Consider the following 20,829-nt stretch of genomic DNA (forward strand, 5'->3'; position numbering starts at 1 on the left):
GCCGAACAGACCGCCGCGATCTTCCGGCAGGACCCGAACGTCATCGGCACGGGCCTGTTGCTGTGCTTCGTGGGTTGCATGTTCTTCCTCGCGTTCGGCGCCGCCATCAGCGGTCAGACCCTGCGCATCCCCGGCGTCCCGGCCACGACGGTCGGCCGCGCGTTCCTGCGGGAGGCGGAGATCGCGGTGAGCGCATCGCGGCGGGCGAGGGCGACGGCGCGGGCCGGTGCCGACGAGCTGGTGGGCGAGCTGGTGGTCGCGGTGCAGATGGGCTTTGGCACGCCGCCGAGCTGGAGCGGCTGTGTCGCCGGGGCGTGCTGGACCTCGCCCTGATGGCGGCGTGCGAGCGGAGCCCCGCCGACGCCCACCACCTCGGCGACGAGGAGTTCGTCGTGGTGCTGGGCGCCGGGCACCGGCTGCTCGCCGCGGACCGGGTCGAGCTGCGCGAACTGGAGGGGGAGCCGTGGGTGAGGTTCGACCGTGACAGCGCGCTCGACGGCGTGCTGCTGGCCGTGCTGCGGGACAACGAGCTGACCCCGACCACGGTCGCCCGCGTGTCCCAGACGGCGACGGCCGTGCGCTGGGCGGCCGACGGGCTGGGGGTGACGCTCGTCCCGGCCTCCGCGGTGCCTCCTGGTCACGAACACCTCGTTCGCCCGGTTCTCCCGGTCGTGTCCCAGCCCGTCATCGCCGTACTCCGGCACGGCGCGGGCCCGGCGGAGACGGCCCTGCTCGAACTCCTGCGTCAGGAGACCTGGTCCGAGTCCGCTTTCTTCTCACCGGTGCCCTGACGGCCGAGAAGGGGACGGGCGCCGCTGAATTCTTTTGTCAAAACTGGCGTTCTGCCGAAACTGGCGGTCGGCGAATGCTGTCGGCATCAACCCCTGAGGAATTCGCCGCCGTCCACGATGAGATTGCTCCCGGTCAGCCAGCGAGAGGACCGGCGTGACCCGAGCCGGCGACGTGCAGGCCCACACACCCCGTTACGTCCACCGAAGGGGCACGATTACGGTGTGCGGCCGGAACATGGAGAACAGGACGTGGGGCCGGCTGCCGAGGAGACACTGTCGCCGGCCGGTGCTCCCCTCGTCGAGCGCCGCAACCGGATCAGCGCCGCGCTGGGTCGGCTTTCGGCCGCCCGGTCGACGGAGGTCATCCGTGCCACCGCGCCGCGCGAGCTCGTCGAGGCATGCGGTTTCACCCGGGCGATGATCTCGGCCGTGCGGGGGTCCCGCTGGGTGCCGCTGAAGCTGCACACCCGCCACGATGTGGATCCCAGGGCGGCGGAGTTCCTGGCCTATGTCGAGAGCGACGCGGAGATCCCGCTGGCCAACATGCTGGCGGAGACCGACGTGGTCCGGCGGCGCACCGCACTCCTCGTGGATGAGCACCTCGTGGGCACGCGCGCGTTCAAGCCGATCATCGAGGTCGCCCGGAGCCCGGCCTATGTGGTCGCCCCGCTCCTGGTGGAGGGCCGCACGATCGGGTTCATGCACGCCGACCGGGTCGGCCAGGGACCACCGGTCGATGAGGATGATCGGCGCTGCATCCAGGCATTCACCGCCGAACTGGCGGTGGTGTATCAGTGCGCGAGTTGGAGCGAGCGGGTGGCCGAGCGATCGCGGCGCGCGCTGGGCGAGCTGGAGCGGGCCGCTGACGCTATCCGGCTCATCGACTCGCCGGTCGCTGAGCTTCCAGTGGTCGCCGATCGCGCGCCCGCCGTCCGGCCCGACCCCAGGGCCGGCGGTGCGGTCCGGGAGGAGCGGTTCCTGACCGCGCGGGAGTACGAGGTGCTCGAACACGTCGCCGACGGCGCCACCAACCGGGTCATCGCGCAGCGGTTGTCGGTGTCGGAGGACACCGTGAAGACGCACATGCGCGGCGTGCTTCGCAAGCTGCGGGTGACCTCGCGCGGCGCGGCGGTGGCTCGCTACCTGGACATCAGCAGGGGGATCCGGTGAGCGGATCCAGGACGGAACCCGGCGAGCGGCTGGCCTGGGACAGGTTGGACGCGACGCTGGTGACGTTGCGGACAGCCACGTCGGTGGCCGAGCTCGTCGAGTGTGCCTGTGAGCTCGCGGTGGAAGGGTGCGGCGCTGATGCTGCCGCGGTCGGGCGGGTGACCGGCGGGGTCTGGGTGCCGTGGTTGCGGTCTGGTCGACCGGCGCTGTTCGAGTCGGACGAGATCGTGCCCGCGGGGCCGGCACCTCTCGCGGGTGCTCGCCCGTTCGAGGAGCAGGTGCTCGGCTCCGGGCGTACAGCTCTACGGGAGCTGTCGGGTGGGCAGGGAGAGCCGGCCGTGCGCCGGGTCGCCGTCGCCGCGATCACGACCGGGGACACGGTCCTCGGGCTGTTGCATGTCGTCGGTGCCGATTTACGTGTGGAGATCGTGGGCTCGTATGCACAAGCGCTCGGCTCGATGTTCGGTCTGTTCGACGTGCGCCGCCGGGCGGAGGAGCAGCGGTACCTGCTGGCCCGGCTCACCCTCGCTGACAGCGGGGAGCGTGCCATCGAGCTTTACGAAGCCTCGGCCGATCTGCGGGGTGCGCGGCTCGGTGCGGCGTCTGTGCGGTTGAACTCCTCGGCACTTCGCGCACGGCTGACCGCACGGCAATCCGAAGTCCTCGACCTGATGACGAGCGGGCTGTCAAACGCGGAGATGGCGGAGCGTCTCGTGGTGGCGTTGCCGACGGTCAAGAGCCATGTCCGCGCGGTGCTACGGGCCAGCGGTGCGGTCAACAGGTCGGACGCGGTCGCCCGTTTCGCCCGGGGCGAGTCAGCCGGACACGGCGCGGCCGGTGAATGAGTGGGCGACGGTTATGCGTACCGCTTGCGGAGCTCGGTCTTGAGCACCTTTCCGGTGGGATTTCGGGGTAGCTCGTCGACGATCTCGAGCTGCAGCGGCAGCTTGTAGCGGCCGATGCGCCGGCCGGCGAACTCGCGCAGGTCCTGCAGTTCGACGGTGGAATTCGGCTCTGTCACGACGATCGCGCAGACCCGCTCACCCCACCTGTCGTCCGGGGTGCCGATCACGGCGACCTCGGCCACGGCGGGGTGGTCGAACAACACGCCCTCGACCTCGGCCGGGTACACGTTCTCACCACCGGTGATGATCATGTCCTTGATCCGGTCGGCGATGAAGACGAAGCCGTCGTCATCGAGGTGCCCGCCGTCGCCGGTCCGAAGCCACCGGCCGTTGAACGCGAGTGCCGTCGCCTCCGGATCCTCGAAGTAGCCGGGGGTCACGCTCGGGCCCCGCACCTCGATCTCGCCGTCGACCCCGGGCGGTACGGGCGTACCGGTCGCATCGACCACTCGCAGATCGCACAGCAGCACCGACCGGCCGGCGGATCCGATCTTGCGCAGGGCGTTCTCGGCGGTCAGGAACGACGCGACCGGCGATGCCTCCGTCAGCCCGTACCCCTGGGCCAACTCGACCTGTCGCTCCTGGAACCGGCGGATCAGGCCCACCGCAACCGGCGCCCCACCGGTGATGATCAGCCGGAGGCGGGAGAGGTCGGCCGCCTCGAACCCGGGTAGTGCCGAGAGCGCCTCACACATCACCGGGACCCCGAACATGGTGGTGACCCGCTCGCGCTGGAGATCGTCGAGCACTGCCTGGGGCTCGAACGTCCGGTGGATGACCAGCCGCCCGCCCTTGATCCAGGTGGCGATCGTCGTGACGTTCAGCGCGCCGATGTGGAACATGGGCGCGCAGACGAGGGAGACGTCGTCGTACGCGATGTCCAGGGCCAGTACCACCCCGATGTTGTGCCACCACAGGTTCGCGTGGGTCAGGACGACGCCCTTGGCGCGGCCGGTGGTCCCCGAGGTGTACATGATCAGCGCGGGGTCCGAGGCGTCGACCGGTACCCGTTCCGGCAGTGGGCTCGCGCCCTCGATGAGCTCGTCGCCGTCCTCCCAGTCCGGGACGCTCCCGCCGGCGGCCACGCGGATGAACCGGGACGCGGCGATCTGGTCGCGGATGGCGTCGATGACGGCTGTGTGGTGGCTGTCGGCGAGCACTGTGTGGGCGCCGGAGTGGTTGATCGCGTGCGCGAGCTCGGGGCCGGCGAGGCGGAAGTTCAGCGGCACGAGCACCGCTCCGAGGTTGGCCGCGGCGAACAGGGACTCCAGGATCGCCGGGTCGTTGTGGCCGAGGTAGGCAACCCGGTCGCCCTTGCCAACGCCTCCGTCGCGCAGGACCTGCGCCAGGCGTCGGACCCGGTCATGGACCTCGGCGAAGGTCAGCGTGCGGCCGAGGAAGGTCACAGCGGGGCGTTCGGCGGAGGCCCGGGCCCGGCGCTCCAGCAGCGCTCCCAGGTCGATCTCGGCAGGGGCGGTGGGCAGGTCCGCGAAGTCGGCGCCGGCGAGCCCTGTCGTCTCGGTGGTCTCAGTGCGCATAAGGCATGAGCGAAGCAGCCAGGTACCTGTCCGACAATCCTTCTACGCCTTATCAGCGAGGAAGCCCGCTCATAGGGATGAGGACCCAACCGCCTGTGAGATGTGACAGTGGACACCCGCGATCCAGGCGCCTGTCGGTTGGATCCTCGCCGAAGCCGTCGAACGAAGGTGATTCCCGTGTCGTTGAGCATCCAGACGAGCACACTCGAGGCCTACCCCGCGCGCTATCTCGCCGCCTGGAGCCAGCGTGACCTGGCCACAGCACTGGAGGTCATCCACCCGAAGGTCAACTGGGTCGATCCACTGCTGCCCGAGCCACTCACCGACCACGACGGCGCCGCCGCCTTCTTCGGGGGCGCATGGCAGGGGTTCCCCGACTTGACCTTCGAGGCGGTGGGCAGCCCGCTCGTCGATCCGTCAGCCGGGCGGGTCGCGTCGGCGTGGCGGATGACCGGTACGCACACGGGCGAGTTCCCTCCGGGTGCGCCGATCAGCGGCAAGTCCTTCGAGGTCTTCGGGACCGACGTCTGGGAGGTGGACCTTGACGGGCGGGCGACCTCGGTGCACGCCTTCTACGACTCGATCGTGCTCCTGCGCGCAATCGGCCTGGCCTGAGGAGGCGGAGTGACGAGCACGAGCATCGAGAAGGCCGACGTCGTCATCGTCGGCTCCCGCTGCGCGGGGACAGCGGCCGCGGTGCCGCTCGCCCGGGCCGGGCTCAAGGTCATCGTCGTCGACAAGGGCGGATTTCCCTCCGACACCCTCTCCACGCACGTGCTGGTCCCCAACGGGGTGCAGGAGCTGCAGTTCATGGGCGCGCTCGACGGCATCCTCGCGCTCGGCCCGTCGAAAAGCCGGTATCTGACCGTGCGCGACGGTGACGTGGAGATCATCGAGCGGTTCCGCCCGTTCTCCGGGATCGACTACGCCCTGTGTATCCCGCGCGACCAGCAGGACGCGGTCCTCGTGCAGGCCGCACGGGACGCCGGCGCCGAGATCCGTGAGCGGACGAAGGTCGAGCAGGTCGTCTGGCGCGACGGCCGCGCGGCAGGAGTCCGGTGCCGGGCCCGGGACGGTGAGTACGAGATCCACGCCGAGCTGGTCATCGGCGCCGACGGCCGGCGCTCCCGCGTCGCGGGCGAGGTCGGGGCCTGGACCCCGTACCGCGCCTCGAAGAACGGCCGCGGCTTCGTGTTCCGCTACGTCGACGACCCGCTCGGTGCCGATGCACCCGATGCGTTGGAGATCTTCCGGGCCGACGGCGAGCAGGTCCTCGTCCTCCCGTCCTGCCCGGCGGGCCGCACGCTCGTGGTCAACATGACGGACGCGGCGGCCATCCCGGCGTACCGGAGCGACTTCCACGCGCAGTGGCAGGGGATGCTGGACCGCAACCCGGCGCTCAAGGCCCGGGTCGGCGACGCCACGAATGCCGGAAAGCCGCGCATGACCGACGACCTGACCGCCTACTACCGGCGCTCGTGCGGCCCCGGCTGGGTTCTGGCTGGGGACGCCGGCCACTTCAAGGACCCGACCACCGGCAACGGGATGCGCGACGCGCTCAAGTTCGGCCGCCTGCTCGGCGAAGCCGTCGTGCCCTGCCTGCACGACCCAGCCGGGCTCGACACCGACCGGCTCGACGCGGCCCTGCGAAAGTGGGAGGCCGCCCGCGACGCGGACACCATCTCCACCTACCACTGGGGCAACCGCGAGTCACGCCCCGGCGCGACCAGCCCGCTGGTTCGGGAGGTGCTGCGCACCTTCGTCGACTCTTCGGGCGGAGACCGGCCGAACCTGTCGGACACCTTCAACCGGGCCCGGCCCGTCGAGAACGTGATCAGCCCCAAGCGTTTGGTCATCGGTCTGGTGCGCTCTCTACGGGCACCCGGTGCCGACAGGAAGGCGATCCTCAAGGAGGTCTGGGGCGAGCTGCCGATGGAGTTCTCGCTGCGGCGTCACCGGCTCCTCGACGGGTTCCGCTCGACCCGACCGACGTCGACCGAGCGCGCCGGATGGAGTGTCGGATCGCCGCACTCGGCGCCCTCCTACCGCGCCGCGGCCGACGACGAGGATCTCGCGGCGGCAGCGGAGCCCGCCGCGTAGAAGCCGGAACGAATTCGGCGTGCCAGGTCTGGAACGCTGCTGATGAACCGGCGCCTCGGCCCGATGCGGATCGCCTGTTCCGTTCCAACCCCCGCCGGGCCCTCGGCCCGTTTGAGACGCCCTTCGGCAAGGGCCGCGCTCACGGTGCCGAGGGCCTTTCGTGTGCCTAGCGGCTAGTCGCGGTTGTCGCGGTTGTGGTCGCCGCCGTCGTGGCGGAAGCACCGGTCATCCCAGCGGTGGTTCCAGTCCTCGTGTCGTCTACGCAGCGATGGTGGACACGTCGATGACGAACCGGTACCGCACGTCGCTGTTCTCGACCCGGTCGTAGGCGGCGTTGATCTCGTCGGCGCCGATCACCTCGATTTCCGCGCCGACCCCGTGCTCGGCGCAGAAGTCCAACATCTGCTGGGTCTCCGCGATGCCGCCGATCATCGAGCCGGCGAGCACCTTGTTCCCACCCAGCAGCGAGAACGCGTTGTAGGACATCGCCTCCGGCGGTGCGCCGACGTTCACCATGGCACCACCGACGCGCAGCAGTGACAGGTAGGAGTCGATCGGCAACGGCGCCGCCACCGTGTTCAGGATGACGTCGAAGCGCCCCGCCAGCGTCTCGAACGTGGACTCGTCGCCGGTCGCGTAATAGTCCTTGGCCCCTAACCGGAGGCCGTCCTCCTGCTTCTTCAGGCTCTGGCTCAGCACGGTCACCTCCGCGCCCAACGCGACCGCGATCTTTACCCCCATGTGTCCCAGGCCGCCCAGCCCCACCACAGCGACCTTCTTGCCCGGGCCCACTCCCCAGTGGTGCAGCGGAGAGTAGGTGGTGATGCCGGCGCACAGCAGCGGCGCCGCGACGTCGAGGCCGATCCCGTCGGGGATTCGGCAGACGAACGCCTCCTTGACCACGACCTGCTGGCTGTAGCCGCCGTAGGTGTGAGTGCCGTCGTAGTCGACAGCGTTGTAGGTCTGCACGTTGCCCTTGACACAGAACTGCTCTGTGCCTGCCCGGCAGTACTCGCACTCGCCACAGGAGTTGACCATGCAGCCGACACCGACGCGGTCGCCGACCTGGTATTTCGTCACCGCTGCGCCGACGGCGCTCACGGTGCCGGCGATCTCGTGGCCCGGCACCATCGGGAAGAAGGCACCCGCCCACTCGCCCTTGGCCTGGTGGATGTCGCTGTGGCAGATCCCCGCGTAGGCGATGTCGATCCGTATGTCGTCCGGACGCAGCTCACGCCGTTCGATGGTGGTCGGCGCCAACCGACCCCCGGCATGGGACACCGCATACGCATTGGTTACAGCCATAGCTCCTTATTCCTTCCTCGCGATCCCGGTCGGCCTGAGGGCGTGTGCCGACGGACACGCGAAGATCCGGATGGGCGGACAGCTGGCTCCGGATGGGCGGACATGAGATCTCCGGGTCCGCGGACATGACTTCTCCGGGACACGCCTGAACAGCATGCGAGGCGGGGTCCCTCCTGCCGGGTTGGCTCTGGTTGTCGATCACAGCCAGCCCCGATCTGGAGGGACCCCTTGACCAAGTCTGGCAGGGAAGTCATGGAGATCTTGCAAGCGTTCGATTTGACGCGTTGTCCACATTCAGCCGCGGCGTTGGCCGGGGTGGATGAGAAGACCGTGGCCCGTTTTGTCGCGATCCGCGACTCCGGGCGCGACCCGTTTACCCCGGCGCGACGGCCGCGAGCGATTGACCCGTTCTTGGACAAGATCGAGGAGTTAGTCGAGGCATCGAAGGGGCGAGTTCGTGCCGATGTGGTGCACGCGCGGCTGGTCGCGATGGGGTTTACCGGCACCGATCGCAGCACGCGGCGCGCGGTGGCCGAGGTCAAGGCTGATTGGAATGCGGGGCACCGACGGAAGTACCGGCCATGGGTGGCTGAGCCGGGGATGTGGTTGCAGCACGACTGGGGCGAAGGTCCCCGTGTCGGTGGCAGGCGCACGCAGCTGTTCTGCGCGTGGCTGTCCTGGTCACGGTTTCGGGTGGTGCTCCCGGCCTGGGACCAGACGCTGGGCACCCTGGTGGGGTGTGTGGATGCCACGCTGCGGCGGATCGGTGGGGCGCCCACCTATTTACTGACTGATAACCCGAAGACGGTGACGATCGACCGGGTCGCCGGCGTGCCGGTGCGCCATCCTGACATCGTCGCCGCGGGCCGCCATTACGGCTGCAAGGTGGAAACGTGTGAGCCCTTCGATCCGGAGTCGAAAGGCGGCGCTGAGCACACGGTGAAGATCGCCAAAGCGGATCTGGTCCCGACCACGGCGAACCTGCTGCCCGCCTACGCCTCGTTCGCCGAGCTCGCCGACGCGTGCTTCGAGTGGTGCGAGCGGGTCAACGCCCGCCCGCACCGGGAGACCGGGGCCGCTCCTGTTGAGCGGTTGCGCATCGAGCGCCAGCACCTGCATGTTCTGCCGGGCGCGCCGCATGCGATCGCGCTGGGCGAGGAACGGCTGGTTGATGATGATCAGACGATCCGGTGGGGCTCAGTGCGTTATTCCACCCCGGACGGGCACCAGGGCCAGAAGGTGTGGTGCCGGGTGGTGGGCGAGGAATTGGCCATCACCGGGTCCACCGCGGTGGGGATCAGCGAGATCGCCCGTCACGAGCTATCCACCCCGGGGCATCCGCGCATCGTCGATGCGCACTACCCGCACCACCCAGGCGGGAATCTGCCGCGGGTTCCCAAGGTGCGTGCCCGCACCCCGGAAGAGGTCGCGTTCTTGGACCTGGGCGAGGGGGCACGCCGGTGGCTGATCGAGGCCGCCGCGACCGGGGTGGCGCGGATCCGGGCCAAGATGGCCCGGGCGGTCGCGCTGGGCGCGGTCCTGGGTGGCGACCGGGTCGATGAGGCCCTCGGGCTGGCCGCGATCGCGGGCCGGTTCGCCGAGGACGACCTGGTCTCGATCCTGGATCACCTCGGCGCCGCCGGGCCACCCGATGACGTCGTGCACGTCGACGAGGCGCACTCCGCGCAGCCCGGCACCGGGTCGTGGGACAGGTTCGGCGCATGAACACCCCCGACCCGACCCAGCCCGCGTCGTTGCCGGGCCTGCCGCCCTCGCCCTGGGTACTGATCGACCGCACCACCCTCGAGCAGACCACCACCGTTCTGGATCTGCTCGAGCAGTGGCTGGCCGGCGGCGACCCTGGGCCGACCGAGGCGTGCGCTCGGGCCTGCTCGGGTGGGCAGAGTGACGCGTTCGAGGTCGCGGCCTGGGTGGGCACCCTCGCCGCCCGGCTGCAGCAGCGCATCGAGGCGGTGGACTCATGGTCGTGAGCCACCCGCAAGCGCCGGCGCTGCCCGATGAGTTGGACAAGATCACGCGTCGGATGCGGCTGCCTTACCTGCGCAAAGCCGCGCCCGACATCCTGGCAACCGCACGGGCGCAACGTTGGGACCCCGCTGAGGTGCTGCGTGTCCTGCTGATCGAGGAAGTCACCGGCCGCGACTCGGCGACGCGTCGGTTACGGCGCAAGAACGCGAACTTCCCTACCGGGAAGACGTTCTCCTCCTGGCGGCCCGAGGAGTCCTCGATCCCCGAGCCCACCCAGAACGCGCTGGTCACCCTCGAGTGGATCGGTCGGCAGGAGAATCTTGCGGTCGCCGGCCCATCGGGCACCGGGAAGTCGCACTTCGTTGAGGCGTTGGCGCACGCCGCGATCGAGGCCGACCTGCGGGTCGCCTGGTTCACCTTGGAATCTCTGACCGCGGCGGTCGGCAAGGCCAAGGTCGACGGCACGGTCGCACGGACGGTGTCACGGATCTGCGGCTGCGATTTGATCGTGGTCGACGACATCGGGATGTTGCCCGCCGGCCAAGACGCCGCCGAGGCGTTCTACCGGATCATCGATGCCGCCTACGAGCGGCGCTCGATCGCGGTGACCAGCAATATCCACCCCAGCGGATTCGACTCGATCATGCCGAAAACCCTGGCCACCGCCACCGTCGACCGCCTGCTCCACCATGCACATCTGATCGCAACCACCGGCGACTCGCACCGTCTCGCCGAAGCCCTCGCAGGCAAGGGAGTGATCCCCTTGAACTAACCCACACCCGGAAAACTCACGTCCGCCTACCCGGAGATCCGCTGTCCGCCAGCCCGGAGATCAAATGTCCGCCCACCCGGAGTTCCCAATGACCGTTGACAGGCGTGCCCCATCGAGACCGCCTCCGGGTTGCGGAGGTGGTCGTCGATGGGGCGCGTCCGAGGTGCCGACACCTGTCACGGCTAAGAGTGGCAATCCACCCGGGGGTGTGTCGTCAGGGTGAGTACCCATCCGACTCACCAGCTAGCTGGGATCCCGGACTGCCGGCCAGTGGCTATAACGTCGACGACGCACAGCGGGGTGACCGCCTGGCGGACGCGGGGCGCCAACCTGCGCGCCTATCTCGACGGCAGGCAGGAGGACCTGTCATGAGACACCCTCTGTCAACCACGCGGTCAGGCTGCGTGCCCGAGGGCTCGGTTGCGGTTGGCGACGTGCACGGCTTCGTTGTAGGGGACGCCTTTGGTCAGGCAGTGCCAGAGGATTTCCAGCCATCGGTTGCTCAGGGCTCGCAGAGCCGCGTGGTGGCTTTTTTTGGCAGCGATTTTGCTGTCGTAGAACTCCCGCGCCCAGCCGCTTCTGGTGAGGCTGCAGAACGCCCATTGATGGACCGCTGCGCCGAGGTAGTGGTTGTGCGCCAGCCGGCGGGCAACGACAAAATCGCTTTTCCCCGACCGGCGGGTGACCGGGGCGGAGCCGGCGTAGCACTGCAAGCCCGCGGGGCTGTCGAATTGAGTGATGTGTTCGCCGATCTCGCCGGCGACCCGAGCTGCGAGACGGTCACCCAGGCCGGGGAAGCTCAGGTAGATCTCCCCGCCCGGGAAGGCCTTCCCCGGGTCGGGGTCCTTCACGGTGTGATCGCGTCCGGTGCGGGGCCCGCCCAGCAGCAGCTCGGCCATGCGTGCTTCCCAGCCGCGGCGGGCCTCGTGCAGGGCCAGCAGCTGGACCGCCGCCAGGCGGATGCCGGCGGCCTTGGCGCGCACGAGGTAGTCCCGGGTCGGCAACGACGGCGCGGCGAGCGCGGCGGTGACGCGGTCGGCGAACGTTTCGGGCCAGCCATGCCGGCCGCCCCGGGCGAACGCGACGAGCTCGTCTCGGGAGGCTTGGGCCAGCTCAGGCTGGGTGGGCCATTGCTGCAGCAGCCGCAACACCGTCGGTGCACCCAGGTCCTTACCCGCCAGGGCCAGCGCGGCGGGGTAGGTGGTCTGCAGGTCCGCGCGCAGCCGGTTGAGCAGCCGACGCTGATCGCGGGCGGCGCGCTCGTCATCGCGGCCGATCGCGCGCAACTCCCCACCGACCTGCCCGTGTGGGATCAACGTCTTGAGCGCGGCGTGCCGATCCAACGCGAGCAGGCAACAGATTCGGGCGTCCTCGGCATCGTCCTTCTTCCGGGCCGGACCTCGCCGGCGCGCGACCAGATCGGGGTTCACCGGAACCACGGTGAACCCGGCGTCGACCAGCGCTTCGACCAGCAACCCGTGGCGAGTCTCCAGCACCACCCGCACCTCGGCCGGGTCAGGTTCCAGCCGCAGCGCACGCTCGATCAGCGCGGCGACTCCAGTCGGTCCGTGATCGATGCGGAACTGCTCGACCACCCCTTTCTCCAGTGTTCCCAAGGCGATGTCATGAAACTCTTCCGCCCAGTCGATACCAATTCCCAGCACTGGTCCCCCTTCCGCCGTGAACATGATGCTCGGCGGACCGGGAAAGCGCTGCGTCGTGCTGATGAACCAGTCCTCGCGGGACTACACCCTCCTGGACGTCAGGCCTTCACCGGAGCCCGGCAGGGGCGCCGTCTCATGACAGTCCTCAAAGGACAAGCGAACCAAGCGCTCCCCGCCGGGATCCACCGTGCGAAAGGAAGGTAGTGCCATCAGCGAATCCGATGCTAGGGCGGAGGTGTTGGCCACGATCCGCGACGGATCGCCGCGGATCGAGCCGCGGCCGAGAAGCGGGACGATCCCACCGCGCGGGCGCGATTGGTGGAGCGCGCCGAGATCCGCGCCCAGTTGGCCGAGGAGGAAGCCGAAGCCATCGCCGAGGAGATCGCCGAGAACAAGGAGACGGCTCTGTCGGTACGGGTACCCCGAGTCGTTGTCGCGGGCGCTCGGCCCGGCCGAGGTCGCAGAACTCAGAACGGTGTCGGGATGTGGCGCGCCGAGTAGGTTGGGGGACGGTAGTCGCCGGGTTCCTGTCGCTCGGGCAGCGTGACTTGCGCCTTGACGAGTGGCTCGTACGGGACCTGGCTGAGCAGGTGGCTGATGAGGTTCAGCCGGCCCCGCTTCTTGTCGTCGGTGCTCGCGATGAACCACGGCGCCCAGGCGGTGTCGCTCGCGGCGAGCATTTCGTCGCGGGCGCGCGAGTAGTCGTACCAGCGGCCGTAGGACTTCAGGTCCATGTCCGAGAGCTTCCAGATCTTGCGCGGGTCGTCGATCCGACCCTCCAGCCGACGGGTCTGTTCGTCGGGCCCGACCTCCAGCCAGTACTTGATCAAGATGATGCCGGAATCGACCATCTCCTTCTCCACCCCCGGGACCAGCTCCAGGAATCGGGCTGTCTCCTCGGGCGTGCAGAAGCCCATCACCCGCTCGACCCCGGCCCGGTTGTACCAGCTGCGATCGAAGATGATCACCTCGCCCGCCGCCGGGAGATGCGGCAGGTAGCGCTGGACGTACATCTGCGACTTCTCCCTCGGGGTCGGCGTGGGCAGCGCCACCACGCGGAACACCCGAGGGCTGACCCGCTCGACGATCCGCTGGATCGTGCCGCCCTTGCCCGCGGTGTCCCTGCCCTCGAACACCACGCAGACCTTCGCGCCACTGGACTTCACCCACTCCTGCATCGCCACCAGCTCGCCCTGCAGCGTCGCCAGCTCGGCCTCGTACTCCTTGCGCCGCAGCTTGGGTGCATGGTCAAGCACCGCCACCTGGCCGTGGTTCTTGACGTCGTTGTGCTTCTTGCCATTCTTGTGCTTGGACATGTCCTCGGCTCCCGCCTCACCCGATGCTGCTGTCGCGCTGAAATTCCGGCCCGGCGTACCCGTCAGAGCACGACCTCAGGTGGCGGCTGCACGTCTCGCCGAAGGATCTTGCCGGTCGGGCCCTTGGGGAGAGACGGCACCAGCCAGATGTGGCGGGGGTACTTGTACGCCGCGACCCTCGCCTTGACGAAGTCGCGCAGGTCGGTGGGGTCTGCCGTGGCCCCGGGCTTGAGCACCACCGCCGCGCCGACCTCTTCGCCGAGCTCGGGATGCTTGAGGCCGATGACAGCCGCCTCGGCGACGGCGGGGTGTTCGTAGAGCACTTCCTCGATCTCGCGGGGGTAGATGTTGTACCCGCCCCGGATGATGACTGCCTTCTTGCGGTCGACGATCGTGTAGTAGCCGTCCGCGTCGCGGGTGGCGAGGTCGCCGGTGCGGAACCAGCCATCCGGGATCGCCTCCCTGGTGGCGTCCGCGCGGTTCCAGTAGCCCTTCATCAGGCCCTCGCCGCGGATGGCGATCTCACCGATGTCGCCGTCGGCCACGTCGTGTCCGCCCGCGTCGAGGAGCCGCATCTGTACGCCTCGCACCGGGGTGCCGATGGTGCCGGGCTTGCGGGTGGCGTGGGGGTGGTTGAACGACGCGACGGGGGAGGTCTCGGACGTCCCGTACCCCTCGAGGATGACGCAGTCGAACTCCCGCTCGAACGACCGCAGAACCTCGACCGGCATGGCCGCGCCGCCGGAGACGCAGGTGCGGAGTCTGGACAGGTCGACGTCGCCCCGGTTGTCGGCGTGCAGCATGGCCGAGTACATCGTGGGCACGCCCTCGAAGACGGTGACCCGATCCCGCTCGATCAGGTGGAGCGCACGGTCGGGGTAGAAGCGGGGCAGGACGGTGAGGCAGGCGCCGACGAGCACGCTGGCGTTGAGCCCACACGTCATGCCGAACACGTGGAACAGCGGCAGGCAACCCATCACGACGTCGTGCGGGCCGATCTCCACGAGGGTCTCCGCCGCGGTCCGCGCGTTGCTGGCCAGGTTGGCGTGGGTGAGCTCCGCGCCTTTGGGCTTACCGGTGGTACCGGAGGTGTAGAGGATCACCGCGGGGTCCGCGTCGTCACGTTCGATCGGCTCGACCCGTTCGTCGGGCAGCTCGCTCGGGCCCATCGGACCGACCACCAGCACCTTGGCCCGCGCGGCCGCGCCGGCCTGCTGGGCGGCCTCGGGCATCTGCTCTCCGACCACGACCACCTTGGCGCCGGAGTCACCGAGGTAGTACTCGACCTCGCGGGCCTTCAGCAGCGGGTTCATCGGCACCACCGTGGCGCCGGCGAGTAGCGCGCCGTAGCAGGCGATGGCGAAGGCGGGCACGTTCGGCAGTTGCAGCGCGACCCGGTCGCCCGGGTCGACGCCGAGGCCCCGCAGCAGTGCGGCCATCCGGACCGAGGTGTCCAGCAGGTCGGCGTAACTGAGGATCTGCTCGTCCAGCTTCACCGCCGGCCGGTCCGGGTACTTCGCCGCGGTGTTGAGCAGGTTGCGCGCGAGGTTGGTCATGAGTTGCTGGTCCTTCGGTATAGTTGATCAAGGATCCGCTCCGCCTCCGAGCGGGTCCCACTCTTGACGTAACTCCGCTGTGCTCGCCCCCGTGAACAACACGGGGGCACTCACCGGCAGTTGCTACGCGGACCCATCGGTCCTCGGGATCAACCTTGGGCTGTGGGCCGTCGGCCGCGCTTACGGCCGCGCCCCTGGACAATCCACCAAGGTGGTCGCGCGGCACCTGACCGTTCGAACTCGCCGCCTCTAGCGTTGTGGCACTGGTCTGTTCGGACCGCTGGCCGGTGCGGGGTCTTGGGAGAGCACATGGACTGGGCGGCCATCGTCGCGGACTTCAGAACCTGCGCGACATGGTGGTGTCGAACCTGACCCGCAACAAGGACCTCACCAACCGGCTGATCAAGGACATCGCCACTCCCGAGATCAAGTTCCTGGTGCGGTCGGGGATCTATTTCGGCTCGGTCATCGGCGTGGTGCAGATGTTGGTCTGGGCACTGACCCATAACGCGCTGGTGATGCCGATCTTCGGTCTGTTCACCGGGTGGATCACCGACTACGTCGCCCTGAACATGCTGTTCGTGCCGAGCGAGCCGAGGAGGTTCCTCGGGCTGAAGATCCACGGCCTGTTTCTCCGTCGCCAGCACGAAGTCGCCGAGACCTACGGTGAGCTGATCGCCAAGGAGATCCTCAGCCCGGAGAATCTGTTCGAGGGCATGCTCACCGGGCCACGTTCCGACCGGCTCATCGCGCTGGCCCAGCGCGAAGTCCAACGCACCATCGACCAGCAGAGTGGCCTGGTCAAGCCCCTGGTCGTGCTCGCCGTCGGAGGCAGGAAGTACCAAGAACTGAAGAAGGCCGCCGCGGCGAAGGTGATCGAGTCCGCGCCGACGACCGCCCGGAGCATGTTCGATTACACAGAGAAGGCCCTCGGCGTCAACACCGTGATCAAGGAGAAGATGCGGGAGCTGACCCCTACGCAGTTCATCCAGATCCTCCGGCCCGCCTTCAAGGAAGACGAGAAGACCGCCATCGCCGTCGGCGCGCTGCTCGGCGCCGCGGTCGGCGAACTGCAGGCCATCCTGGTCATCCACCTGCCGGCACTGCTCTGACGCCAGCGTCCGCTCACCTCTGAGCGGGCAATGTCCGCGAACCCCGATGCTGGCGGCCGACCATGCCAATGCAGGCAGCCTCACCCGAGGCGTTCGCCACGATCCGGCGGCGGCTGATCGATAAGGCGGCCAGTGATGGCACCGTCAACGACTTCGGCGCGGTCCGCAGCATCTTCTTCCGCGACCCCGACGGACTCGAAGGAGAAGTGCTGATTGCGAAGGCCTCACTCCGATAGCCCGGTCAGGGTCGCCAGGACCGCAGCCAGACGGTGTTCGGCGACTGGAGCAGGCCGGCCAGCGTGGCGTCGGTCAACACGGTGGCGGTGTCAGTGACGACGTATCCCTGCTCACCTCGGGTGGACAGGGACTGCCCGACCACGTTGACCCCGGTGTCGGCGAGCATCCGACTGATGCCGGCCAGCACGCCGGGCACGTTCCGGTGCAGGTAGCCCATCCGAAATGCGCCGGCGGGTTGCGGAAGGACCACCTGCGGCAGGTTCACCGAGAGTGCGGTGCCACCCGTCGTGACGAAGCCGAGCAGCTTGTTGGCTACGAAGTGCCCGATCTCCTCCTGCGCCTCTTGTGTCGAGCCGCCGACGTGGGGTGTGAGGATGACGTTGTCGAGGCCCCGCAGCGGGGACTCGAAGGGATCGCCCTGCGCCTTCGGCTCGATCGGGAAGACGTCGATCGCGGCGCCGGACAGATGCCCGGAGAGGATGTTGTCCCGCAACGCGGCGTCGTCGACGACCAGTCCGCGGGAGGCGTTGATGAACACCGCGCCCGGCTTCATCGTGGCGAACTGCTCCGCGCCGAAGAGCCCCGCGTTGCCCGGCCGCCCGTCGACGTGGAGGCTCACCACGTCCGCCTCGGCCAGTAGCTCGTCCAGCGAGCCGACCTGCCTGGCGTTGCCGTGGGCCAGCCGGTCCGCGGTGTCGTAGAAGATCACCCGCAGCCCGACCGCCTCCGCGACGTTGGACAGCTGGGTGCCGACGTTGCCGTAGCCGACGATGCCGAGCGTCCGGCCGCGGACCTCGTGGCTGCCCTTCGCCGACTTGTCCCAGATCCCCTCGTGCATCCGCTGGGTCTTCTCCGGCAGCCGGCGAGCCAACGCGACGATCTCACCCAGCACGAGCTCGACGACGCTGCGGGTGTTGGAGAACGGCGCGTTGAAGACCGCAACACCGCGATCGGCCGCGTCAACCAGATCCACCTGGTTGGTCCCGATGCAGAAGCACCCCACCGCCAGCAGATCCTTCCCCGCCTCGAGCGCCCGTGGGGTGACCTTGGTGTTGGAACGGATCCCGAGCAACGACACTCCGGGCAACTCATCGACGAGCTCGTCCTCGCTCAGGGAGGTCGAGCGCACGTCGACCTCGAAGCCCGCCCGCCGGAACGCCTCTGCCGCGACCGGGTGGATGTTTTCCAGCAGAAGTACCTTCACGTGATCAACCTAATCTGGCCGGGTTTCGATGCGGCGGCGGAGTCGCAGCCGCGCGCTCTGCAGCCGCGCGCTCTATCGACACTAGCGTCGGTGGCGCGCCGCGGCACACGCGCCGGTAGCAGCGGTGCCTTCGCTCTCAGCGAGTCCTGACGGCCTCGCCGAGCCAGCGGCAGGCGAGAAGGGCGAGGCCGAGATCGAGGCTGCCGTCCTCTACGCGGCGGCCGAGAAGCCGCTCGGCGGCGCGGACGCGGTACTGGATCGTGTTCTTGTGACAGTTCATCAGGCGTGCCGTGGCGGTGGCGCTGCGGTTCGCCGTCGAGTAGATCCGCAGCGTCCGGCGCAGCTCCTCCTCGCGGCGGCCTTCCGAGGCGAGCTGCCCGAGGGTTTCGGCCACCCAGGCACGGGCGCGCGGGATGTCGGCGCAAAGAAACGCCAGGCTGGACACCTCGCGGTACGGGAAAACCGCGCCCACGTCATCGCTCGCCGCCAACCCGACCTCGTAAGCGGCGCTGGCTTGGCGATGGGAGGCGATGAATCCGTCGAAACCGTTGGCGGGTTCACCGAGGGCGACCCGAACCGGGGAGGGGGCCGCGGGGAGCAGCTCGGGGATCGCCGCGACGTCCACCCGGGTCTGGCCGGCCAGGGGCAACCACACCCACAGGGTCGTGTGATCGCGCGCCACCACCAACGGCCCACTCCGGCATTGAGCCAGCCGGGCGAGTTCGGTCGCGGCGTTCTTGATTCGGAGGAGCTCCTCGCCCGAATCCCCCCGTCCGGCGAACCAGACGATCGCGGCGAGGTGCCGTTGCCCGAGCCGGTAGCCGAGGCCGGCCTCCGCCTCGGCGAGATCGGTCGTAGTGCCCCGGAGCAGCGCGGCGACCAGGCCCACGCGGGCCGACTCCTCCTGCTGGCGCCACCGTTCCCGCTCGGCCTCGTATTCAGCTGAGAGACCACGGCACACGAGGTCGATGTAGGAACGCACGAGGCCGCTGACCTCAGCCGTCTCCGACACGAGCTCATCGACGTCGGTGGTCAGCGTTGCGAGCTCGCGCATGCACTGCTGCACCCAGTACCACTCGGCGAGCTCGTAGCCGCGCACGATCTCGTAGAACGGCACATCGTGCTGAGCGACCCTGCGGACCAGCGCGACTCCCCCGAGGGGCGGTTCCACCCGTGCCAGATCGTCCGGATGCGCCATGACCTGCAGGAGCAGCTCGATATTGGTCTGCGCCGACGAACGCACCCACTCATGTTCGACCTCGTCGCTGCCGAGGCGCTCGACCCGCTCCTCGACCAGTGCGGTCAGGGAGTCGACGATGCGGGTGGACCGCGCGGCCAGCTGCCTCACCAAGGCGCGCCGCAGCGGACTCGTCGTCGTCACCCGAGCAGGATCGTCGACTTGTGCTGATCGGACAACCATTCCGTGGAATCCTGTCCCGCCGGCCGATGTCATCTATCCCGTGAACAGCTGAAATGGCTCACCGCATACGACGCAGGTGTCGCAGCAGAGGGAGCTCATATGGTCGTCCAGCACGAGTCGGGTGTCATGTCGTCCGGGCCGATCGACACCATCGTCATCGGTGGCGGCCACAACGGGCTGACCTGCGCCGCCTACCTCGCCCGCGCCGGCAAGCGGGTCACCGTGCTGGAGTCACTGGCGACGGCGGGCGGCTACTGCACGAGCGAGGCCACGGTCTCCGAAGCCCCCGGATTCCTCATGAACACCGGCGGCATCGACCACATCTTCACCAATGTCGGCCCCTCGGTCGTTGACGAGTTGCAACTTGCCCGCCGCGGGCTGCGCTATGTCGACATCGACCCGTTGGGCAGCTACCTCGGGCCCGACGGAACGTGTCTGCCCCTGTGGCGCGACCTCGACCGCGCGTGCGCTGAGATCGCGCGCTTCTCCCGGCGGGACGCGGAACGGTACCGGGAGTTCGCCACCGCGCTGGCCGACGCGGTACACGTCCTGACGCCCTACCTGATGGGACACCCCACCAGGGTGCGGCCCGTCGACGTACTGGCCATCCTCCGCCGTGCCGCCCGGAGCCGGCGCAGCCTCGCCACGGCCGTGCGGATCCTGATGTCCTCGCCGGCCGCGGTGCTCGACGAGTGGTTCGAGTCCGACGAGGTGAAGTCGGTGATCATTGCGTACACCTCGTTCACCACCACCCCGATCGACACGCCCGGGCTGGGACTCAGCCTCATCCCCATCCAGCACCGGTGGGGTCTGCGGCGACCGGTGGGCGGTAGCGGCGCGTTCACCCGTGCGTTGACCGACTGCATCCGGGCCGAGGGCGGTGAGGTCCGCACGAACGCGGCCGTCCGCGAGATCGTGGTTGGGAACGGCCGTGCGGAGGCTGTCGTGCTCGAGTCGGGGGAGACCTTGCACGCGGACCACATCGTCGGCGCGCTCGACCCGGTCACGTTGCTCACCAGGTTGCTCGACCCCGCTCACCTCCCGGCGAAGGTGCGCGCCGAGCTGGCCGGGATGCAGGTGGGTGCGCACAACCTCGGGGCCTTCAAAGTGGACATCGCGCTGCGTGGGCGCCCCCGTTTCCCGCGACACGGCGGGGGTGACCAGGCTGTTGTCGCCCAGGCGATGCTGACGGACATCGGGGAGGTCAAGGCCGCGACCCGCCAGGCGATGGCCGGCGAGCTGCCTGACGAGCCGCCCGTCACCCTGTGGACGCCGACGGTCTTCGACCGCGAGCTACTGCCGGCCGGTAGCACTGGCGACTCGCTGTACCTCTATCCCATCGCCACGCCCCTGAAGCTTTCCGATGGGCGTGACTGGCAGACCGAGAAGCAGGGCTACCTCGATCGATGCCTGGACGTGGTGGAGAAGTACGCCCCCGGGACGAAAGATCTCATCATTGGCACGAACATCCGCAGCCCGGAGGACTTCCCGTCCCACAACGGGAACATCTATCACGTCGACATGCTGCTGTCGCAGCTGGGACCGTGGCGGCCGACCCCGTCGCTGTCCGGATACCGCACCCCCATCGAGGGTCTATGGCACACCGCCGCGGGAGCCCACCCGGTCGGTGGTCTGTCCGGGTGGAGCGGGCGCACCACGGCTCGGACGATCCTGAGGCAGGACGCTCGCTCGGGAGCGCGCCGCGGACTCCTCCGCCGAGAACATTCAACGGCGTCGTCCTTGGCCTAGC

General features: G+C 69.0%; 19 protein-coding genes. 12 read left to right on the forward strand and 7 right to left on the reverse strand.

The features are described from left to right. The first annotated feature begins 78 nt into the window (after positions 1 to 78). The 4 genes from ACTXG6_RS06740 (at position 79) to ACTXG6_RS06755 (ending at position 2,806) form a co-directional block, all read left to right on the forward strand. A complete protein-coding gene (locus ACTXG6_RS06740; protein WP_445186897.1) occupies positions 79 to 333 on the forward strand; it encodes a hypothetical protein in 255 nt (84 codons plus the stop codon). Continuing rightward, positions 315 to 791, forward strand: coding sequence for a LysR family transcriptional regulator substrate-binding protein (locus ACTXG6_RS06745; protein WP_445186898.1), 477 nt, complete (start codon positions 315 to 317; stop codon positions 789 to 791). The genes ACTXG6_RS06740 and ACTXG6_RS06745 overlap by 19 nt, the downstream gene beginning before the upstream one ends. A gap of 249 nt (positions 792 to 1,040) precedes the next feature. Next, positions 1,041 to 1,961, forward strand: coding sequence for a response regulator transcription factor (locus tag ACTXG6_RS06750; RefSeq protein ID WP_445186899.1), 921 nt, complete (start codon positions 1,041 to 1,043; stop codon positions 1,959 to 1,961). After that, on the forward strand, positions 1,958 to 2,806 hold the full coding sequence (locus tag ACTXG6_RS06755; RefSeq protein WP_445186900.1) for a response regulator transcription factor: 849 nt from the start codon (positions 1,958 to 1,960) through the stop codon (positions 2,804 to 2,806). The genes ACTXG6_RS06750 and ACTXG6_RS06755 overlap by 4 nt, the downstream gene beginning before the upstream one ends. Before the next feature lie 11 nt (positions 2,807 to 2,817). On the opposite strand, the gene ACTXG6_RS06760 is transcribed toward ACTXG6_RS06755, so the two are convergent. Then, entirely contained in the window at positions 2,818 to 4,404 is a 1,587-nt protein-coding gene (locus tag ACTXG6_RS06760; protein ID WP_445186901.1) for an acyl-CoA synthetase, read from the reverse strand. A gap of 177 nt (positions 4,405 to 4,581) precedes the next feature. Here ACTXG6_RS06760 and ACTXG6_RS06765 point away from each other — a divergent pair, with 177 nt between their 5' ends. Then, complete coding sequence (locus tag ACTXG6_RS06765; RefSeq protein ID WP_445186902.1) at positions 4,582 to 5,019, forward strand: ester cyclase; 438 nt, start codon at positions 4,582 to 4,584, stop codon at positions 5,017 to 5,019. A gap of 9 nt (positions 5,020 to 5,028) precedes the next feature. Then, the gene (locus ACTXG6_RS06770) at positions 5,029 to 6,504 is read left to right on the forward strand and encodes an NAD(P)/FAD-dependent oxidoreductase (RefSeq protein WP_445186903.1); all 1,476 of its coding nucleotides are present in this window, start codon (positions 5,029 to 5,031) and stop codon (positions 6,502 to 6,504) included. Positions 6,505 to 6,762: 258 nt separating this feature from the next. Here the strand turns inward: ACTXG6_RS06770 and ACTXG6_RS06775 are convergent, their stop codons facing one another. Further along, positions 6,763 to 7,809: an NAD(P)-dependent alcohol dehydrogenase gene (locus ACTXG6_RS06775; protein ID WP_445186904.1), complete on the reverse strand. Its 1,047-nt coding sequence runs from the start codon at positions 7,807 to 7,809 to the stop codon at positions 6,763 to 6,765. Positions 7,810 to 8,061: 252 nt separating this feature from the next. Between ACTXG6_RS06775 and istA the strand changes: the two genes are divergently transcribed. Genes istA through istB form a run of 3 tightly spaced genes read left to right on the forward strand, consistent with a single transcriptional unit; the run spans position 8,062 to position 10,570 of the window. Further along, on the forward strand, positions 8,062 to 9,534 hold the full coding sequence (gene istA, locus ACTXG6_RS06780; protein ID WP_445183358.1) for an IS21 family transposase: 1,473 nt from the start codon (positions 8,062 to 8,064) through the stop codon (positions 9,532 to 9,534). After that, the gene (locus ACTXG6_RS06785; RefSeq protein ID WP_331511675.1) at positions 9,531 to 9,800 is read left to right on the forward strand and encodes a hypothetical protein; all 270 of its coding nucleotides are present in this window, start codon (positions 9,531 to 9,533) and stop codon (positions 9,798 to 9,800) included. The genes istA and ACTXG6_RS06785 overlap by 4 nt, the downstream gene beginning before the upstream one ends. Continuing rightward, the gene (gene istB / locus ACTXG6_RS06790) at positions 9,797 to 10,570 is read left to right on the forward strand and encodes an IS21-like element helper ATPase IstB (protein ID WP_445183359.1); all 774 of its coding nucleotides are present in this window, start codon (positions 9,797 to 9,799) and stop codon (positions 10,568 to 10,570) included. The genes ACTXG6_RS06785 and istB overlap by 4 nt, the downstream gene beginning before the upstream one ends. A 395-nt stretch (positions 10,571 to 10,965) precedes the next feature. Here istB and ACTXG6_RS06795 read toward each other — a convergent pair whose 3' ends face one another. The 3 genes from ACTXG6_RS06795 to ACTXG6_RS06805 form a co-directional block, all read right to left on the reverse strand. Next, complete coding sequence (locus ACTXG6_RS06795) at positions 10,966 to 12,234, reverse strand: IS110 family transposase (protein ID WP_445183717.1); 1,269 nt, start codon at positions 12,232 to 12,234, stop codon at positions 10,966 to 10,968. A 467-nt stretch (positions 12,235 to 12,701) separates the two neighbouring features. Beyond that, positions 12,702 to 13,550, reverse strand: a complete 849-nt coding sequence (gene ppk2 / locus ACTXG6_RS06800) for a polyphosphate kinase 2 (RefSeq protein ID WP_445186905.1) — start codon at positions 13,548 to 13,550, stop codon at positions 12,702 to 12,704. Positions 13,551 to 13,612: 62 nt separating this feature from the next. Beyond that, positions 13,613 to 15,106: a long-chain-fatty-acid--CoA ligase gene (locus ACTXG6_RS06805; RefSeq protein WP_445186906.1), complete on the reverse strand. Its 1,494-nt coding sequence runs from the start codon at positions 15,104 to 15,106 to the stop codon at positions 13,613 to 13,615. A 353-nt stretch (positions 15,107 to 15,459) separates the two neighbouring features. Between ACTXG6_RS06805 and ACTXG6_RS06810 the strand changes: the two genes are divergently transcribed. Together ACTXG6_RS06810 and ACTXG6_RS06815 are read left to right on the forward strand one after the other, a co-directional pair. Next, positions 15,460 to 16,218 carry a DUF445 domain-containing protein gene (locus tag ACTXG6_RS06810; RefSeq protein ID WP_445186907.1) on the forward strand — a complete coding sequence of 253 codons (759 nt, stop codon included), beginning with the start codon at positions 15,460 to 15,462 and terminating at the stop codon, positions 16,216 to 16,218. A gap of 62 nt (positions 16,219 to 16,280) precedes the next feature. Further along, positions 16,281 to 16,454: a hypothetical protein gene (locus tag ACTXG6_RS06815; RefSeq protein WP_445186908.1), complete on the forward strand. Its 174-nt coding sequence runs from the start codon at positions 16,281 to 16,283 to the stop codon at positions 16,452 to 16,454. A 5-nt stretch (positions 16,455 to 16,459) separates the two neighbouring features. Here the strand turns inward: ACTXG6_RS06815 and serA are convergent, their stop codons facing one another. Both serA and ACTXG6_RS06825 read right to left on the reverse strand, forming a co-directional pair. Further along, a complete protein-coding gene (gene serA / locus ACTXG6_RS06820) occupies positions 16,460 to 17,659 on the reverse strand; it encodes a phosphoglycerate dehydrogenase (RefSeq protein ID WP_445186909.1) in 1,200 nt (399 codons plus the stop codon). Between the two features lie 136 nt (positions 17,660 to 17,795). Continuing rightward, complete coding sequence (locus ACTXG6_RS06825; RefSeq protein ID WP_445186910.1) at positions 17,796 to 19,040, reverse strand: PucR family transcriptional regulator; 1,245 nt, start codon at positions 19,038 to 19,040, stop codon at positions 17,796 to 17,798. A gap of 138 nt (positions 19,041 to 19,178) precedes the next feature. On the opposite strand from ACTXG6_RS06825, the gene ACTXG6_RS06830 reads away from it, so the two are divergent. After that, positions 19,179 to 20,828 carry a phytoene desaturase family protein gene (locus ACTXG6_RS06830; RefSeq protein WP_445186911.1) on the forward strand — a complete coding sequence of 550 codons (1,650 nt, stop codon included), beginning with the start codon at positions 19,179 to 19,181 and terminating at the stop codon, positions 20,826 to 20,828. Position 20,829 lies beyond the last annotated feature (1 nt).

The sequence above is a fragment of the Pseudonocardia sp. Cha107L01 genome (assembly GCF_052566575.1).

What these genes read in the sequence shown, in the direction of transcription:
- ACTXG6_RS06785 (WP_331511675.1), top strand. Translation starts at nt 9,531, where the DNA reads ATGAACACCCCCGACCCGACCCAGCCCGCGTCGTTGCCGGGCCTGCCG.
- ppk2 (WP_445186905.1), bottom strand. Translation starts at nt 13,550, where the DNA reads ATGTCCAAGCACAAGAATGGCAAGAAGCACAACGACGTCAAGAACCAC.
- ACTXG6_RS06775 (WP_445186904.1), bottom strand. Translation starts at nt 7,809, where the DNA reads ATGGCTGTAACCAATGCGTATGCGGTGTCCCATGCCGGGGGTCGGTTG.
- istA (WP_445183358.1), top strand. Translation starts at nt 8,062, where the DNA reads ATGGAGATCTTGCAAGCGTTCGATTTGACGCGTTGTCCACATTCAGCC.
- ACTXG6_RS06810 (WP_445186907.1), top strand. Translation starts at nt 15,460, where the DNA reads ATGGTGGTGTCGAACCTGACCCGCAACAAGGACCTCACCAACCGGCTG.
- ACTXG6_RS06760 (WP_445186901.1), bottom strand. Translation starts at nt 4,404, where the DNA reads ATGCGCACTGAGACCACCGAGACGACAGGGCTCGCCGGCGCCGACTTC.
- ACTXG6_RS06830 (WP_445186911.1), top strand. Translation starts at nt 19,179, where the DNA reads ATGGTCGTCCAGCACGAGTCGGGTGTCATGTCGTCCGGGCCGATCGAC.
- ACTXG6_RS06805 (WP_445186906.1), bottom strand. Translation starts at nt 15,106, where the DNA reads ATGACCAACCTCGCGCGCAACCTGCTCAACACCGCGGCGAAGTACCCG.
- ACTXG6_RS06815 (WP_445186908.1), top strand. Translation starts at nt 16,281, where the DNA reads ATGCCAATGCAGGCAGCCTCACCCGAGGCGTTCGCCACGATCCGGCGG.
- ACTXG6_RS06740 (WP_445186897.1), top strand. Translation starts at nt 79, where the DNA reads ATGTTCTTCCTCGCGTTCGGCGCCGCCATCAGCGGTCAGACCCTGCGC.